Origin of the sequence: Streptomyces lacrimifluminis, from assembly GCF_014646095.1 — a bacterium.
Lineage (GTDB): Bacteria > Actinomycetota > Actinomycetes > Streptomycetales > Streptomycetaceae > Streptomyces > Streptomyces lacrimifluminis.
Genome location: NZ_BMMU01000007.1, coordinates 60,284 through 77,006, shown reverse-complemented (window position 1 = coordinate 77,006; position 16,723 = coordinate 60,284). Strand labels below are relative to the sequence as shown.

14 protein-coding genes are annotated in these 16,723 nt (G+C 69.6%); 4 read left to right on the top strand and 10 right to left on the bottom strand.

What is annotated here, in order from left to right:
• Positions 1-642: a hypothetical protein gene (locus IEY89_RS13130; protein WP_189147550.1), complete on the top strand. Its 642-nt coding sequence runs from the start codon at positions 1-3 to the stop codon at positions 640-642.
• Between the two features lie 404 nt (positions 643-1,046).
• Here IEY89_RS13130 and IEY89_RS13125 read toward each other — a convergent pair whose 3' ends face one another.
• The 3 genes from IEY89_RS13125 to IEY89_RS13115 form a co-directional block, all read right to left on the bottom strand.
• The gene (locus IEY89_RS13125) at positions 1,047-1,733 is read right to left on the bottom strand and encodes a hypothetical protein (RefSeq protein WP_189147549.1); all 687 of its coding nucleotides are present in this window, start codon (positions 1,731-1,733) and stop codon (positions 1,047-1,049) included.
• Between the two features lie 68 nt (positions 1,734-1,801).
• Positions 1,802-2,503: a ribonuclease HII gene (gene rnhB / locus IEY89_RS13120; protein WP_189147548.1), complete on the bottom strand. Its 702-nt coding sequence runs from the start codon at positions 2,501-2,503 to the stop codon at positions 1,802-1,804.
• 105 nt (positions 2,504-2,608) lie between these two features.
• Complete coding sequence (locus tag IEY89_RS13115) at positions 2,609-3,232, bottom strand: TetR/AcrR family transcriptional regulator (protein ID WP_189147547.1); 624 nt, start codon at positions 3,230-3,232, stop codon at positions 2,609-2,611.
• 226 nt (positions 3,233-3,458) lie between these two features.
• On the opposite strand from IEY89_RS13115, the gene IEY89_RS13110 reads away from it, so the two are divergent.
• Entirely contained in the window at positions 3,459-5,015 is a 1,557-nt protein-coding gene (locus tag IEY89_RS13110) for an MFS transporter (RefSeq protein ID WP_189147546.1), read from the top strand.
• 467 nt (positions 5,016-5,482) lie between these two features.
• Here the strand turns inward: IEY89_RS13110 and IEY89_RS13105 are convergent, their stop codons facing one another.
• The 3 genes from IEY89_RS13105 to IEY89_RS13095 form a co-directional block, all read right to left on the bottom strand.
• The gene (locus tag IEY89_RS13105) at positions 5,483-6,400 is read right to left on the bottom strand and encodes an ADP-ribosylglycohydrolase family protein (protein ID WP_189147545.1); all 918 of its coding nucleotides are present in this window, start codon (positions 6,398-6,400) and stop codon (positions 5,483-5,485) included.
• Between the two features lie 12 nt (positions 6,401-6,412).
• Positions 6,413-7,072: a histidine phosphatase family protein gene (locus tag IEY89_RS13100; protein WP_189147544.1), complete on the bottom strand. Its 660-nt coding sequence runs from the start codon at positions 7,070-7,072 to the stop codon at positions 6,413-6,415.
• 118 nt (positions 7,073-7,190) lie between these two features.
• The gene (locus IEY89_RS13095; protein ID WP_189147543.1) at positions 7,191-7,796 is read right to left on the bottom strand and encodes a YdbC family protein; all 606 of its coding nucleotides are present in this window, start codon (positions 7,794-7,796) and stop codon (positions 7,191-7,193) included.
• Between the two features lie 154 nt (positions 7,797-7,950).
• Between IEY89_RS13095 and IEY89_RS13090 the strand changes: the two genes are divergently transcribed.
• A complete protein-coding gene (locus IEY89_RS13090; protein WP_189147542.1) occupies positions 7,951-8,484 on the top strand; it encodes a TerD family protein in 534 nt (177 codons plus the stop codon).
• Positions 8,485-8,712: 228 nt separating this feature from the next.
• Here IEY89_RS13090 and IEY89_RS13085 read toward each other — a convergent pair whose 3' ends face one another.
• Positions 8,713-11,616 carry a vitamin B12-dependent ribonucleotide reductase gene (locus IEY89_RS13085; protein ID WP_189147541.1) on the bottom strand — a complete coding sequence of 968 codons (2,904 nt, stop codon included), beginning with the start codon at positions 11,614-11,616 and terminating at the stop codon, positions 8,713-8,715.
• Positions 11,617-11,783: 167 nt separating this feature from the next.
• Positions 11,784-12,335: a transcriptional regulator NrdR gene (gene nrdR / locus IEY89_RS13080; protein ID WP_189147540.1), complete on the bottom strand. Its 552-nt coding sequence runs from the start codon at positions 12,333-12,335 to the stop codon at positions 11,784-11,786.
• Positions 12,336-12,877: 542 nt separating this feature from the next.
• On the opposite strand from nrdR, the gene lexA reads away from it, so the two are divergent.
• Entirely contained in the window at positions 12,878-13,657 is a 780-nt protein-coding gene (gene lexA, locus IEY89_RS13075; protein WP_189147539.1) for a transcriptional repressor LexA, read from the top strand.
• 145 nt (positions 13,658-13,802) lie between these two features.
• Here the strand turns inward: lexA and IEY89_RS13070 are convergent, their stop codons facing one another.
• Both IEY89_RS13070 and IEY89_RS13065 read right to left on the bottom strand, forming a co-directional pair.
• The gene (locus IEY89_RS13070) at positions 13,803-15,842 is read right to left on the bottom strand and encodes an ATP-dependent DNA helicase (RefSeq protein WP_189147538.1); all 2,040 of its coding nucleotides are present in this window, start codon (positions 15,840-15,842) and stop codon (positions 13,803-13,805) included.
• A gap of 84 nt (positions 15,843-15,926) precedes the next feature.
• Complete coding sequence (locus tag IEY89_RS13065; protein WP_189147537.1) at positions 15,927-16,688, bottom strand: GNAT family N-acetyltransferase; 762 nt, start codon at positions 16,686-16,688, stop codon at positions 15,927-15,929.
• Between the last annotated feature and the right edge of the window lie 35 nt (positions 16,689-16,723).

Sequence of the window (16,723 nt, the reverse complement as noted above, 5' to 3'; positions counted from 1 at the left end):
GTGACCTTCGGATTCGCTCCGTCCCCCGCGGCATCCATGTCGACGTCTGCCGACCTGTCCGCCGCTTCCACCAACTCAGCAGCCCGCATGCTCGAACCCGCGGAGTGGGCCGCAGCCGGGATTCCCCTGCTGCGCAATCCCCGCGAGCTCGTCAGCGGACTGCACGCGCGGCACCGCCCCGGGCCCGCGACCGCGATCGTGGCCGTCCTCGATCCGGACGAACGGCTGCGGGCGAGCGCCTCGTTCACCCGCCGCTCGGCGCCGGCCGACGGCTGGATGTTCCGCAACTCGCTGCTCGCGCAGCTGCGCCGGGTCATCCCCCACGACCTGCGTCGCCGTACTCCGGTGCGCACCGCCGTCCTGCTCTACTGCCGTGACGGCGACGCGCGCTGGACGGAGGAGGACGGCGCGTGGATGTGGGGTCTGCGCGACGCCTGCACCCTGCACGGGCTGCGCTGCGGCGCGTACATCACGCTGACACGCGACGGCTGGCAGGTGCTCGGCGAGGGGCGCGGAGGGCGCCGCCCGAGCTCGGATTCACGCCCGGAGCCCTTCGCCATGTCCGAGGCACCGCCACCGTTGCCGATGCCCCGCACCGGAGGCACCGCCTCGGACATCCTGCGCCGCGCGGCAGCCCGCTGACAGAGGCGCCCGGCGGCCAGCGGTTGGCCACGCCGTACGGCTGCCCCTGCCGAGCAGGGACAACGGCCACATCACACGAAGAGTCGTACGGAGAGCAGCCACCGCGGACAACGGGGTCCGCAGGTACGGCGTACACCGGTGAGAGCCCCTGCCTGGGCACCACGAGTCGCCCGAACGGCATCCGGCACGCACGCACGGCACGAGGGGGGCACGCGTGCGCGTGCCCCCCTCGTGCCGTGCGATTCGATCGGCCCTGACGATCCGGTTTCCGGCCGCCCGGGCCCAGACACCGCAGAGCGCCGTACGGCGGTCACCGCTTCAACGGCCTCCGCCAGCCGGTCCGGTGTCGCTGGACCGGCCGACCCGGGACGGTGCCCGAAGCTGCTCGACGAACCGGAACCGGCTCAGACCCCCGCGCCCAGCACCGAGTTGATCCGCTGCGGGTCGCCGCAGCAGATCAGCAGGGCACCGGCTCGGCCGAGGGCCAGGGGAAGGGCCGCGGCGGTCGTCGTGTCGGCACCGCCGTTGACGGCGACCACGACCACGGGACGGGAGGCGGCACGGCTCAGAGCGGCGGCGTCGGCGTAGAAGACGTCGTCGCCCGCGTCGTGCTGCGCCCAGTACGGGCCCTCACCGAAGGACAGCTCGTGCGCGGCCCACGGATGCGGATCGCCGGTGGTGATCACCAGCACCTCACCGGGGGCCCGACCCGACTCCAGGAGCAGGTCGACGGCTTCCTCGGCAGCGTCCAGCGCACCCTCGGCCGAGGCCGGGATCAGCTGGATCTTCGGGGCCGCCGGGGCCCCGGAGACAGGCGCGGAGGGGGTGGAAGGGACAGGGGCGGCCGGAGCCGCGGACGGCCGGGGCTTGACCCCGCCCGCGGTCGAAGCCACATTCGCGGGCGAGTCGCGCGGTGCACGCTGCGCCGGCGCGGTGGGCCGGAAAGGCCCCGGACGGCCGGGACGCGGCGAAGCCGCGGGGCGCGGGCCGGGGACGGGACGGGGGGTCGGCGCGCTGTGGCCACTGGCCGGAGCGACGCGGGGACCCTGGGCACTCTCGTGAATCTGAGGCTCCTCGGGAATGAGAGGCATGACTTGATATTTATCAAACGCCGGTGCGATTCGCGTCGGCGGGTGGCACATGAGTGCGAAGGGAACTGTCAGAAGTCGAAGCCGAGCTGGCCCTCGATCTCCGGAGCGTTCCCGTTCGCCCAGCTGCGGGCCTTCTTGAGGTGCCGCCACTGGGGCAGCGCATCAAGATACGCCCACGAAAGCCGGTGGTACGGGGTGGGACCCCGCTCCTCCAGCGCGGCCTTGTGCACGGGTGACGGATACCCGGCATTGGCCGCAAACCCGAAGTCTGCATGGTCAATACCCAGTTCGGCCATCATCTTGTCGCGTTGGACCTTGGCGATCACGGACGCCGCCGCGACCGCCACACACGACTGGTCACCCTTGATCACCGTACGGACCCGCCACGGCGACCCGAGGTAGTCGTGCTTCCCGTCGAGGATGACCGCGTCGGGGCGGACCGGCAAGGCTTCGAGAGCACGTTCCGCGGCGAGCCGCAGCGCTGCGGTCATCCCCAGATCGTCGATCTCCTCCGGTGAGGCATGCCCCAACGCGTACGACGTGACCCATTCCCGCAGTATTTCAGCGAGTTGGGTACGCCGCTTGACCGCGAGGAGCTTGGAGTCGGTGAGCCCCTCGGGGGGCCGCCGGAGACCGGTGACCGCCGCGCAGACGGTGACGGGGCCGGCCCACGCGCCCCGCCCCACCTCGTCGACGCCGGCGATGACCTTCGCTCCGGTCGTGGCGCGCAAAGAGCGCTCGACGGTGTGGGTGGGTGCTTCGTACGGCATGGCGCTCTTAGCCTACGCCGCCCGGAACCCCACACGACACCCCGGTTCCCCCAAGCGACTTGAGGCTCACCACGGAACACACGCGGGCGCCTTCGGAGCGGACTTTCAGACACCGCCGGCCCGCAGCAGCGGAAGCATCAGCCGGTCGATCATCTCCTCGATGTCCCGCTCCTCCCATTCGCTCCCGCACATCTTGGAGCGGTACATCATCATCGCCGGGATGGCGTCCAGGACGTAGCCGTTGGCGGCGTCGGGACGCACCTCCCCCCGCTCGATCCCTCGGTCGATGATCTCCCGAAGGAGCTTCACCGTCGGCTCGACGAGCCCTCCGAAGATCACACTCTGAAAGCGCTCCGCCTGCGGGTTGTCGCATTCGTGAATCACCGAGCGCAGCGCGAACCCGGGGCGTGAGAACAGCGCATCACGCACCTGCCGGCACAGTTCGAGAAGGTCGTCCCGCACGTTCCCGAGGTCGGGCGCCCGGTCGAAGCGCGGCAGTCCGGCCTGGAGCGCGTCCGCGACGAGGTCCTCCTTGGAGGGCCAGCGCCGGTAGACCGCGGCCTTGCCGGTCTGGGCGCCGGCGGCCACACCCTCCATCGTGAGCCCGTTCCAGCCGACCGTACTGAGCTGCTCCAGGGCGGCATCGAGGATCGCGCGTTCGAGCACGGCGCCGCGCCGGCGGGGGGAAGCCGCCTGGGCGGGGGCAGCCGTCCAGCGCGAGGTAACCATCTGAGCGTCTCCAGCGGGCAGGGGATGGCGGGGAATGCGATTATTTATGAGGATTGTCGGCATTGGGGGGATCGCCGACCAGGTGGAACGCCGAGATTACCCGGGTGACCGGTACACGACTCGGCGGCGGCTTCAGTGAACGCTTGCGTTCACTGTCGGGGACTCACTACCGTTCGACACGACAGTGAACGCAAGCGTTCACTAGTGCTCTTATGGGGGACCCATAGTGACTACCTCTTCGTTGATGAAAGACCAGAAACCAGGTGCGGCCCGCCGGGAGGGGCATCCCGGCATAGCACTCACCGTCATCGCGGCCTGCCAACTCATGGTGGTACTCGACGCGACGATTGTGAATATCGCGCTACCGCACATTCAAGGCGCCCTCAAGTTCAGCACGACCGACCTCACCTGGGTGGTCAGCGCCTACACGCTCACCTTCGGCGGCCTGCTGCTGCTCGGCGGCCGGGCCGGTGACATCCTCGGCCGCCGCCGGGTCTTCCTGACCGGCATCCTGGTGTTCATCGCCGCCTCCCTGCTGGGCGGACTCGCCCAGGAACCCTGGCAGTTGCTGGCCGCGCGAGCCCTCCAGGGCGTGGGCGGCGCGATCGCCTCGCCCACCTCGCTGGCGCTCATCACGACCACGTTCGCCGAAGGCCCGGAGCGCAACCGCGCGTTCGGGGTCTTCGCCGCCGTCTCCGCCGGCGGCGGCGCCGTCGGCCTGCTCGCCGGCGGCATGCTCACGGAGTGGCTCGACTGGCGCTGGGTGCTCTTCGTCAACGTACCGATCGGTCTTTTGATCGCCGTGCTCACGCCGCTGTACATCAGCGAGTCCGAACGCCACCCGGGCCGCTTCGACGTCGTGGGCGCGCTGACGTCGACGCTGGGCATGGCGTCCCTCGTCTACGGCTTCATCCGCGCGGCGGAGAAGGGCTGGCGGGACGGCGTGACCCTCGCGTCCTTCGGCACGGCGGTGGTCCTGCTGGTCGCCTTCGTGTTCGTGGAGATGCGCGCCAAGGAGCCGATCACCCCGCTGAGGATGTTCGCCGACCGCAACCGCTCGGGCACGTACGTGATCATGCTGAGCCTGGCCGCGGCGATGTTCGGCATGTTCTTCTTCATCGTCCTCTTCGTACAGAACGTCCTGCTGTACACACCGATCGAGGCGGGTCTCGCCTTCCTCCCGGTGACCGTCGCGATCGCCATCGGCGCGGGCCTGTCGCAGCGGTTCCTGCCGGTCCTGGGGCCCAAACCGTTCATGGTGGTCGGCTCGGCGCTGGCCACGCTCGGCCTCGCCTGGCAGGCGTTCATCACACCCGACAGCTCGTACGTCGGCGGGGTGCTCGGACCGATGCTGGTGTTCGGCTTCGGCATGGGCCTGAACTTCGTGACGCTGACCCTGACGGCGGTCTCCGGGGTCGCCGCCCACGAGGCGGGCGCCGCGTCCGGGCTGCTCAACGTCACACAGCAGGTGGGCGGTTCGCTCGGCCTCTCCATCCTGACGACGGTGTTCGGCTCGGCTAGCCGCGACGAGGCGGCGAAACAGGTGCCCAAGTTCCTCGCCGAGGCCACGGCGGAGCAGAAGGCGGAGTTCGCCCGGACCGGGCAACTCCCCGCGCCCTGGAGCCACGAGGTACTCGCGCACGGCATCTCCACTGCCTTCATCCCCGCCGCCGCGATGGCCGTCCTGGCCCTCGCCACCGCCTGGTTCGTCATCCGCGTCCGCAAGAGCGACCTGGAGGCCCTGGCAGGCACGGCGAGCACCACCGGCCCGGCCGGCGGCTGATCTCCCGGCAGCGGGCCGCAGGTGCCGTCGAGAGGGTCACGGCCGACAGCGGCCACGGTACGTGGCTCCCGGCGCGGGAGCTACGTACCGGGCCGCCTGTCGGACCGCGCGAGGGCACCGCGCACGCACGACGTCCGGCACCCGACAGCGTTCCCCCGGCGACGCGGCCTGCAGGCGCTGCCCCGACGGATGCACGCCCACCAGGTCAGCGGCGCATGTCGCGGCGCACACCGGAACGGCACATGGACGGCTGCCAGACCACGCGAGGGCGCGCGTGCGGACGAGATCCGGTGCCGTGTCGCCGTTCCCCCTGCGACCCGAACGGACGATCGCTCACGGCGGCACCGCGACAGCGGGGCGCCTCACCGAGGCTGACCTCACTCCAGGTACGCGCTCTGCACGCGCGCGGTACGACAGCCGTCCCGGAGAGGGCCGCGGAGGCGGCGGCGCACTGCCCCCCGTTCGCGCTACGCCCCGGCGGGCACCCACTCCGGCAGCGTCTCCGTCCGCTCCAGCCACTCCGCCGGCGGCGCCCCCGTCTTCCCCGCTGCGAGTACGCCGCCCACGATGGCGCAGTTCGTGTCCACGTCCCCGCCCACCTGGGCCGTCGCCCAGAACGCCTCCTCGTAGTCACCGAGGGCGCGCGCGGCGGACCAGAGAGCGAAGGGCACGGTGTCGTGCGCCGACGTACGCCGACCACAGCCCAGTACGGCCGCGACCGTGCCCGCGTCGGCGTAGTCGAGCATGTCCCGGGCGCGCCGCAGCCCGGCGGAGACGGCGCTCCTCGGGACGAGGGCGACGACACCGTCGAGGAGCGCACCGGGGCTCGGCGGGCCGCCCGGGTCGGCCACCAGGGCGGCGGCCGCGGCGACGGCCATGGCGCCCACCACGGCCTCGCGGTGCTGGTGCGTGGGGTAGGCCGAGATCTCGGCCTGGTGGGTCGCCTGCTCCGGGTCGTCCGCGTACCAGGCACCCAGGGGAGCGATGCGCATGGCGGCGCCGTTGCCCCAGGACCCCTGGCCGTTGAACAGGTTGGACGCCAGTTCGCGCCAGTCGCCGCCCTCCCGGACCAGCCGCAGGAGCCGGTTCACCGCCGGGCCGTACCCCCGGTCGAAGTCATGGTGCCGCGCGAAGGAACGGGCCAGCGCGTCCTGGTCGATGCGCTGGTGGGCGACCAGCACGGCCACCACGGAGCACGCCATCTCCGTGTCGTCGGTCCACTGCCAGAGGCCGGGCGGCAGCTCGCGGAGCCCCAGCAGCGGGTAGTTCACGGGCACGAAGAACTGCGACCCCAGCGCGTCGCCCACCGCAAGCCCGCGCAGACTGGCCAGGGCGCGCTCCAGGCGCTCGTGAGGAGAGGACTGGGGAGAGGAATCAACGGTCATCGCCCTGCCACTCTATCCGGTGATTCCATACGATTCCGGATCCCGCCAGCGCTCGAACGGCCGGTCAAGGGTGTACCTGCCGTCACTTCCGAGAACGAGCATCCGCATCTCCGCGTTCCCCGGATTCGACAGCGACTCGAATTCGGCGACGGTCCAGTGGAACCAGCGCATGCAGAACAGCCGCATGGCCAGCCCGTGGGTCACCAGCAGCACGTTGGGCGGATGGTCCGGGGCCTCGAAGCTGCGGTAGAGACTCTCCAGGAAGCCGCCGACCCGGTCGTACACGTCGGCACCGGACTCCCCCTGGGCGAAGCGGTAGAAGAAGTGCCCGTACGCGTCCCGGTACGCCTTCTGCAGCTGTACGTCGTCCCGGTCCTGCCAGTTGCCCCAGTCCTGCTCGCGCAGCCGGGGCTCCTCGCGTACCCGCACCAGGTCGGAGTTCAGGCCGAACGCGCGCAGGGTCTCGTGCGTGCGACGGTAGGGGGAGACGTACACACTCACCTGCTCCTGCCCGAACACCTCGCGCAGCCGCTTGCCGGTCTCCTCCGCCTGTCGCCGGCCTCGTTCGGTGAGGGCGAGGGCGTGATCCGGCTCGCGCTCATAGACGGTGTCATCGGCATTGCCCATTGACTCGCCGTGCCGGACAAGGACGATGCGCCGTGGTCTTACCATGCCAAAACCCTAGATCGGGTCGGCGCCGACCGGGCACTCACACGGCCTCTATACGGCGTATGTCACACATGTCGTGCGCCCTGGAACACACCAGGTCCGGAACGCGGCGTCCCGGACCTCAGACTATCCAGCTGGGTTCCAGTTCGACGATGTCGCCCGCGAGAGCCGCGACGTCCGCCTCCAGCTGGGCCCGCAGCGCCAGCCTCTCCACACGCTCGGCCCGGTACTTGCCGTGCTCGGCGGCCGACCGCCACATCGACAGAATCAGGAACTCGTGGCCCGGCGCCTCGCCGAACAGCCCTCGCACCATGCCGGGCGAACCCGCCATCGCGGGGTTCCAGACCTTCTCCTGCATCAGGGCGAAGTGCTCGGCACGCTCCTCGTGGACACGGCAGTGCGCCACCCGTACCAGGTCGGAGTCCGTGAAGCGCGGCTCGAAGCCGGTCTTCACATCGAAACGGTGATCGAACAGCTTGACCTGCTGCTCCTTGAAGGTGCCCGACTGCGCGGTGGCGAGCCGATCATGGGACCGGGCCATGAAGGAGTCGTAGAAGGCGCGGCTCTCCCAGAAGGCGAAGACGTGCGCCACGCCGGGACGCCCCCGGCTCCAGCCCCCGCCCTGCCCCCGGAATCCCGGCTCCCCCAGAAGTCCCGCCCACTTTCGCTGCCCCCGTTCGAAACCGCGGCGGTCCACCACGGTGCAGCGAATCCACTTGACCAGCACCGCGCCATCGTAAGGGCTCGGAGCGTGGCGCCGGTCACGCTCGGGCGGAGTACGACCGCGCGAGGGCCCCCGCGCGCGTGGCACGATGGACAACCAGCTGGGATGTACCGGCAGTTGGCGCGAGACCACACGGCGAACGGGGAAGGGAAGTCTGGTGAAGGACCTCAACAAGGGGATCCGCAAGGCGGAAGTCTCACTGAAGTGGGACCCGAGTCCGGCGGATCAGCCGCCCACCGATCTCGACATCGTCGCCGCGACCTACTCGGCGACCGATCCGTACGGGGATCCCGCCTATGTGGTGCACTTCGACAGCCGCTCTCCGGACGGCACGATCACGCTCAACCGGGACAGCAAGGACGGCAAGGGTTTCGGCTGGGACGAGGTCATGACGCTGGAGTTCGACCGGCTGGGCGCCCAGTACGCGCGCGTGGTGGTCGGCGTCATCATCCAGCAGCGCTCCACTCACCGGACGTTCGTCGGTGTCCAGGGGCCGGGCCTGCGCATTCGCGAGGGCTACACGGTCCTGGCCGAGGACGACTTCGGCGGCGTTCTGGGGGCTACGGCGGCCACGGTCGCGGAGTTCGTCCGCGACGAGGCCGGCTCGTGGGACTTCCACTCCGGTGTCCAGGGCTTCGAGGACGACCCCTCGACGTTCCCGGGGGAGATGGGCCGCACGCGTCAGACCTGATCCCTCCCCGGTGGGTGCCCGGACTGCGGGCGTGGGGCGGAACCGGGTGGGTGGCCGCCCGGGTGCGGGTCCCGGGCAGCCACTGACCACTTCTTCCGGCCGACACGCGCGCTTGGGTGATCCCCTGACTCCCTTCACGGAGTCAGGGGATCACCACGTCCGACTACGCCGGGCTGACCTCCACAACGGACATCCAGCACGTTGCGTCCGATGCGACCCGGCCCGGTTTCAGCTGCAACCGCTGGTCGACCCGCAGCCCTCGCAGATGTAGCAGGACCCGGCCCGCTGCATCTTCGTGCCGCAGGAGAAGCACAGCGGGGCGTCCGCCTGGATGCCCAGCTGCATCTCCACCAGTTCGGCACTGGTGTGGACCTGTGCCAGCGCGGGCTCCGGTGCCTGGGTGGCGACGGCCTGCGGGGCCGCGACGGCCTTCAGCTCCGTGGTGCGGGGCGCCGACTGGGCCAGACCCTCGACCTCGATGCCGACCTCTTCCTCGGTCGGCTCGTAGGACCCCGTCTCCAGATGACGCTGACGCTCGTCGGCGGAGTGGATGCCGAGGGCGGAACGTGTCTCGAAGGGGAGGAAGTCCAGCGCGAGGCGACGGAAGATGTAGTCGACGATCGACTGGGCCATACGGACATCGGGGTCGTCCGTCATACCGGCCGGCTCGAAGCGCATGTTCGTGAACTTCGAGACGTACGTCTCCAGCGGCACGCCGTACTGCAGACCCACCGAGATGGCGATCGAGAAGGCGTCCATCATGCCCGCGAGGGTGGAGCCCTGCTTGGACATCTTCAGGAAGACCTCGCCGAGACCGTCGTCCGGGTAGGAGTTGGCGGTCATGTAACCCTCGGCACCGCCGACCGTGAAGGACGTGGTGATGCCGGGACGGCCCTTGGGGAGGCGCTTGCGGACCGGGCGGTACTCGACGACCTTCTCGACGGCCTCACGGATCGTCGCCTCGGTCTTCGCGGTCACCTCGGCCTTCTCGTTCTCCTTCTTCTTGACGGAGAGCGGCTGGCCGACCTTGCAGTTGTCACGGTAGATCGCGAGCGCCTTGACGCCCATCTTCCAGGCCTCGAAGTAGATCTCCTCGACCTCCTCGACGGTCGCCGTCTCCGGCATGTTGACCGTCTTGGAAAGGGCGCCGGAGATCCAGGGCTGGATCGCGGCCATCATGCGGACGTGGCCCATCGCGGAGATGGTCCGCTCGCCCATGGCGCAGTCGAACACCTCGTAGTGCTCGTGCTTGAGGCTCGGGGCGTCGATCACATGGCCGTGCTCGGCGATGTGGGCGACGATCGCCTCGATCTGCTCCTCCTGGTACCCCAGGCGGCGCAGGGCCTGCGGGACCGTGCCGTTGACGATCTGCATCGAGCCGCCGCCGACGAGCTTCTTGAACTTGACCAGCGCGAGGTCGGGCTCAAGACCCGTGGTGTCACAGGACATCGCGAGACCGATGGTGCCGGTCGGGGCGATGACGGACGCCTGTGCGTTACGGAAACCGTTCTTCTCTCCGATGCGCACCACGTCCTGCCAGGCCTCGGTGGCGGCGGCCCAGATCGGGGTGTCCAGGTCGTCGATACGGACGGCCTTGTCGTTCTCGTCGGCGTGCTGCTTCATGACCCGCAGGTGCGGCTGCGCGTTGCGGGCGTAGCCGTCGTACGGGCCGACGACCGCGGCGAGTTCGGCGGATCGGCGGTACGACGTGCCGGTCATCAGGGAGGTGATGGCCCCGGCCAGGGCACGGCCGCCCTTGGAGTCGTACGCGTGACCGGTCGCCATCAGCAGGGCACCGAGGTTGGCGTAGCCGATGCCGAGCTGGCGGAACGCGCGCGTGTTCTCGCCGATCTTCTGGGTCGGGAAGTCGGCGAAGCAGATGGAGATGTCCATCGCGGTGATGACGAGCTCGACGACCTTCGCGAAGCGGTCGATCTCGAAGGACTGGCGGCCCTTGCCGTCGTCCTTCAGGAACTTCATCAGGTTCAGCGAGGCGAGGTTGCACGACGTGTTGTCCAGGTGCATGTACTCGCTGCACGGGTTCGAGCCGTTGATACGGCCGGACTCCGGGCACGTGTGCCACTGGTTGATCGTGTCGTCGTACTGGATGCCCGGGTCGGCGCAGGCCCAGGCCGCCTCGGCCAGCTTGCGGAAGAGCGACTTGGCGTCGACCTCCTCGATGACCTCGCCGGTCATCCGGGAGGTGAGCCCGAACTTGCCGCCCGTCTCGACCGCCTTCATGAACGTGTCGTTCACCCGGACCGAGTTGTTGGCGTTCTGGTACTGGACGGACGTGATGTCGTCGCCGCCCAGGTCCATGTCGAAGCCCGCGTCGCGCAGGGCGCGGATCTTCTCCTCTTCCTTCACCTTGGTCTCGATGAAGCCCTCGATGTCGGGGTGGTCGACGTCGAGGATGACCATCTTGGCCGCGCGGCGGGTGGCGCCGCCCGACTTGATCGTTCCTGCCGACGCGTCGGCGCCGCGCATGAAGGAGACCGGGCCCGAGGCGTTGCCGCCGGAGGAGAGCAGTTCCTTGGAGGAGCGGATCCGGGAGAGGTTCAGGCCGGCGCCCGAGCCGCCCTTGAAGATCATGCCCTCTTCCTTGTACCAGTCGAGGATCGACTCCATGGAGTCGTCGACGGACAGGATGAAGCAGGCCGAGACCTGCTGGGGCTGCGGGGTCCCGACGTTGAACCAGACGGGGCTGTTGAAGCTGAAGATCTGGTGCAGGAGGGCGTACGCCAGCTCGTGCTCGAAGATCTCGGCGTCGGCCGGGGACGCGAAGTACTTGTAGTCCTCACCGGCCTTCGTGTACGTCTTCACGATGCGGTCGATGAGCTGCTTGAGGCTCACCTCGCGCTGCGGGGTGCCGACAGCACCGCGGAAGTACTTGCTGGTGACGATGTTGACCGCGTTCACCGACCAGAAGTCGGGGAACTCGACGCCACGCTGCTCGAAGTTGACCGAGCCGTCGCGCCAGTTGGTCATGACGACGTCACGGCTCGCCCACTCGACCTCGTCGTACGGGTGCACGCCGGGGGTGGTGTGGATCCGCTCGATGCGCAGTCCCCGGACCGCCTTGGTCCCCTTGGCGCGGGAACTCCGTGCCGGACCGCTCGCCGTCTCTGTCATGCCGCCTCCCAGTATCGGGCAAAACGCCCAGAAGTGTCACGTTGTTCCCATGACACGGTGTGGTTTGTTGCGCTGCGGGCACCCTCTTGATGCCGCCCGCAGCAGGTCTTTGGACCGCCGTCGACCGGGGCCGGGTCCGAACACGCGGTCCGGGTCCGGCCCGCCGGTCAGTCGGCGGCGTTGGCGGGCACGGGGACCTGAGCAGTCCCCCCGGACCCGCGATCGTCTTGCCTGCGCCCCATGTCCGGGTCTTCGTCGTCCACGGCGGGGCCGCGCGGCGCTTCCCTGAGCTCCGCGATGGCGGCCTCGAAGTCGTCCAGCGAGTCGAACGCCCGGTAGACGGACGCGAATCGCAGGTAGGCGACGAGGTCGAGTTCCTGCAACGGACCGAGTATGGCCAGCCCCACGTCGTGGGTGGTCAGCTCGGCACTTCCGGTGGCCCGCACCGCTTCCTCGACCCGCTGGCCGAGCTGGGCGAGTGCGTCCTCGGTGACAGGCCGCCCCTGACATGCCTTGCGCACGCCGTTGATGACCTTCGTACGACTGAACGGTTCGGTGACTCCGGACCGCTTGACCACCATGAGCGAGCACGTCTCGACGGTCGTGAACCGTCGAGAGCAGTCAGGACACTGGCGGCGCCTGCGGATCGACGTGCCGTCGTCGGTCGTACGACTGTCGACCACGCGGCTGTCGGGGTGCCTGCAGAAGGGGCAGTGCATGTTCTCCAACCCTCCCTCACAGCAGACTCAATAGCCTCGCAAGGGCCCTTGAGCCCCTCGAAGCAGCCCCCAGCATAGGTGATGCCCGAGGGACCGAAGACCCGGGGGACCACAACTTCTGGGCTACAGCCGCAATCCAACCACTAGATGTGGGGATTGGCCCGTACATCCATCGCGTAGCGCGTGTCGCACCAGTATCGGCATGCGCCCTGCGGCCGTACCGCCACGACAGGCCCGATCCGGCACGGCCGTATCTCTGGGGAACATGCGGAGATACGGTGAGAACCGCGCGCGACGGGGGTCGATTCCCGGTTGACCGGGTTCCGGGTGGCAGACTTGGGCGTCGGCCCACGAGGTCGCCACCCCGGCGGTGAAGGGTACAACAATGAGCCCTTTTGTCCGCCCGCCACGGCGTTAGCCATACACCCAAATATCCGACTGCGGCAGGTCATCCTCAATTTTTCACTCGAACGTGTGTTTGGCGCAACCTTTCGAAAGCAACTACCGTTGCACTGCACGGGAGACCATCGAGAGGGGCCGACGTGACCACCACCGCAGACAGTGCCACCATCACTGCCCAGGACCGCTCCCAGAGCCGACTCGAGCCGGTGCATGCGATGAACGAAGCCACGAATCCTGAGGGACATAAGCGGTCCCTCCCTGGACGACCTCCAGGAATCCGAGCGGACAGCTCGGGACTCACCGACCGGCAACGGCGCGTGATCGAGGTCATCAGGGACTCCGTGCAACGACGCGGTTACCCGCCGTCGATGCGCGAGATCGGGCAGGCAGTCGGCCTCTCCAGTACTTCATCGGTCGCACATCAGCTCATGGCTCTGGAGCGCAAGGGATTCCTGCGCCGCGATCCGCATCGCCCGCGCGCCTATGAGGTACGCGGTTCCGACCAAGGGGCTTCCGTGCAGCCCACGGACACCGCGGGCAAGCCCGCCGCGTCGTACGTCCCGCTGGTGGGACGTATCGCCGCCGGCGGTCCCATCCTCGCCGAGGAATCGGTCGAGGACGTGTTCCCCCTCCCCCGCCAACTGGTGGGTGACGGAGAGCTCTTCGTCCTGAAGGTCGTCGGTGACTCGATGATCGAAGCCGCGATCTGCGACGGCGACTGGGTCACCGTGCGCCGCCAGCCGGTCGCCGAGAACGGCGACATCGTGGCCGCGATGCTGGACGGCGAAGCCACCGTCAAGCGCTTCAAGCGCGAGGACGGCCACGTCTGGCTCCTCCCGCACAACTCCGCGTACCAGCCGATCCCCGGCGACGAGGCGACGATCCTCGGCAAGGTGGTGGCGGTTCTCCGCCGCGTGTGAGAGGTGCGGGACGCGGGGTCGTACGACCCCGCTCCTGACCGGGCCCCGGAACCCCTGCGCCGGTTCCGGGGCCCTGTGTTGTCCCGTGTTCAGGTGCGTCGATGTGCCGGTCACCGACTTCAGTCGGTGACCGGCACATCGATGACTACGTCTCCTCCGCCTGCTCGGCCTCTTCCGCGGCCGGTTCGGCGGACTCCGTCTGCTTCGCCACCGCGTCGATCGCGGACAGCGATCGCCGGACCACGGTGGGGTCCGTCGTGTACCAGAAGTCCGGCAGGGACGCCTTCAGGTAGCTCCCGTACCGGGCGGTCGCCAGGCGCTGGTCCAGTACGGCGACCACACCGCGGTCCCCCGTCGCCCGTACGAGGCGGCCGGCGCCCTGGGCCATGAGGAGTGCCGCGTGGGTGGCGGCGACGGCCATGAAGCCGTTGCCCCCGGCGTCCTCGACCGCCTTCTGGCGGGCGCTCATCAGCGGGTCGTCCGGGCGCGGGAACGGGATCTTGTCCATGACGACCAGCTGGCAGCTGGCGCCCGGGACGTCGACTCCCTGCCAGAGCGACAGCGTGCCGAACAGACAGGTCTGCGGGTCGGCCGCGAAGTTCTTGATCAGCTCGCCGAGTGTCTCCTCGCCCTGGAGGAGGATCGGGAAGTCGGGGATGCGGGACCGCAGTTCCTCCGCGGCGAGCTGGGCCGCCCGCATCGAGGAGAACAGGCCGAGGGTACGTCCGCCCGCCGCCTGGATCAGCTCCGTGAGCTCGTCGAGCATGTCCCCGCGGTCGCCGTCACGCGCGGGGCGCGCCAGGTGCTTGGCGACGTACAGGATGCCCTGCTTCGGGTAGTCGAAGGGCGAGCCGACGTCGACGCCCTTCCAGTGCGGGAGGTCGTCGCCCGCCGTGCCCTCCGGGGCGAGGCCCAGGGAGGCCCCGACGCCGTTGAAGTCGCCGCCCAGTTTGAGCGTCGCCGAGGTCAGGACCACGGAGCGGTCCGTGAAGAGCTTCTCCCTGAGGAGGCCCGACACCGACATGGGGGCGACGCGCAGGGAGGCCCCGCTGTGTCGATATGCGGCTCCGGCGCGGGGCTCGTGCCGCTCGTACCAGACGACGTCCCATTCGGAGCCGTTCGCGATCCGCTCCGCGACATCGTGCACGGACTCCACCGAGGCCAGTGCCTGTTTGCGGACCGCGTCCTCGTCCTGGACCGACTTGTCGCGGGTCGCGCCGATCCCGGAGATCACCGTGCGGGCGGCGTCCCTCAGTGCCATCAGCGCGTACCCGAGGTCTTCCGGAACCTCCTCCAGGCGCCCCGGCAGGGCCAGCTCCATCACCCGCTCGAAGCCCTCGGCCGCGGTCTGGAGCTGGTCGGCGGCCTTCTCGTTCACCAGCTTCGCCGCACGGCGCACGGCACGGTTGACCTGACCGGGAGTGAGCTCCCCGGTGGCCACTCCCGTGACCCGCGAGACCAGCTCGTGCGCCTCGTCGACGATCAGTACCTCGTGCTGCGGGAGGACGGGCGCGCCCTCGATGGCGTCGATCGCGAGCAGCGCGTGGTTCGTGACGATCACCTCGGCGAGTTTGGCGCGCTCGCGGGCCATCTCGGCGAAGCACTCGGCTCCGTACGCGCATTTCGAGGCGCCCAGGCACTCGCGGGAGGAGACGGAGACCTGTGCCCAGGCCCGGTCGGAGACACCGGGGGTGAGGCCGTCACGGTCGCCGGTCTCGGTCTCGTCCGACCATTCGCGCAGGCGCAGCAGGTCCTGGCCCAGCTTGCTGGTGGGCGCCGCCGACTGGAACTGGTCGAAGAGGCCCTCCTCCTCGTCCTGCGGCACGCCCTCGTGGAGGCGGTGCAGGCACAGATAGTTCGATCTGCCCTTGAGCATCGCGAACTCGGGGCGGCGGCGCAGCACGGGGTGGAGTGCGTCGACCGTGCGCGGCAGGTCGCGCTCCACGAGCTGGCGCTGGAGCGCGAGGGTGGCGGTGGCGACCACGACCCGCTCCCCGTGCGCGAGCGCGGGTACGAGGTAGCCGAGCGACTTTCCGGTGCCGGTGCCTGCCTGGACCAGCAGATGGGAACCGTCGTCGATCGCCTCCGCGACGGCTTCGGCCATGGTCACCTGGCCGGGGCGCTCCGTACCGCCGACAGCGGTGACGGCAGCGTGCAGGAGTTCGGGGAGTGAGGGCTTCGTCATAGCGCGACCACCCTACGGGGCGGCACTGACAATCGGGTGATCAAGGCGGGAGCGCACCGTGGGACCAGGAGTGGCACAGGGGGTCTACAGCGCATCGCGCAGGCCCCGGTCCCGGATCATGAGGGCGGCCCGCTTGGCGGGCAGGTCGACCTCTGCGGAGAACCGGAACCCGGCGCTCAGGAAGGCCGACACGGAGGGCGTGTTGCGCAGGTCGGGTTCCGCGACGACGCGCGCACAGCGAGGACGGTGGTCGAGGACGAGGTCGGCGACCGCTCTGAGCAGAACACCGCCCAGTCCGCGCCCGCGGTCGGCGACACCGCCGAGCAGGAGGTGCAGTCCGGTGTCGTGGGGACGGGCTGGATAGTGCCGGGCCAGTGGGTCGAGGTCGGCGCGGTAGATCTCCCAGTAGCTCATCGGGGTGCCGTCCAGCACGCCGAGACAGGGGACGCTGCGTCCGTCGCCGTCGAGCTGGGACCGCAGATGGGCCTCGGTCACGCGCTCGGTGCCGGCGAGCTCCCAGAAGGTGGCGACGGTCGGGTCGTTTATCCAGCGCCCGATGAGGGGCAGGTCGCGCCCGATCCGTACGGGCAGGAGGTGGAACGAGCCTGCGGGCGTGAGCACCGGCCCCCAGTCCCCGATGCGGTCCAGGAGATCGCCCTCGGGCGCCGGGGGGACGGTGTCCGCCGCCTTGCCGTCATCGGCGTACAGCGCGAGGAACTCGGCGGGCAGGCGCAGCTCCAGCGTGTCCTCGCTGTCTCCACCGGTGCGGAAGCCGGCGTCGCTCTCGGGGGCCGAGGCGGTTCGCAGGTCGGTACGGGCGTCGGTGCGTGTGTCGGTAGGAGGCACGGGACGCTCCTCTCGGGAGATGGGGTGTGTGGTGT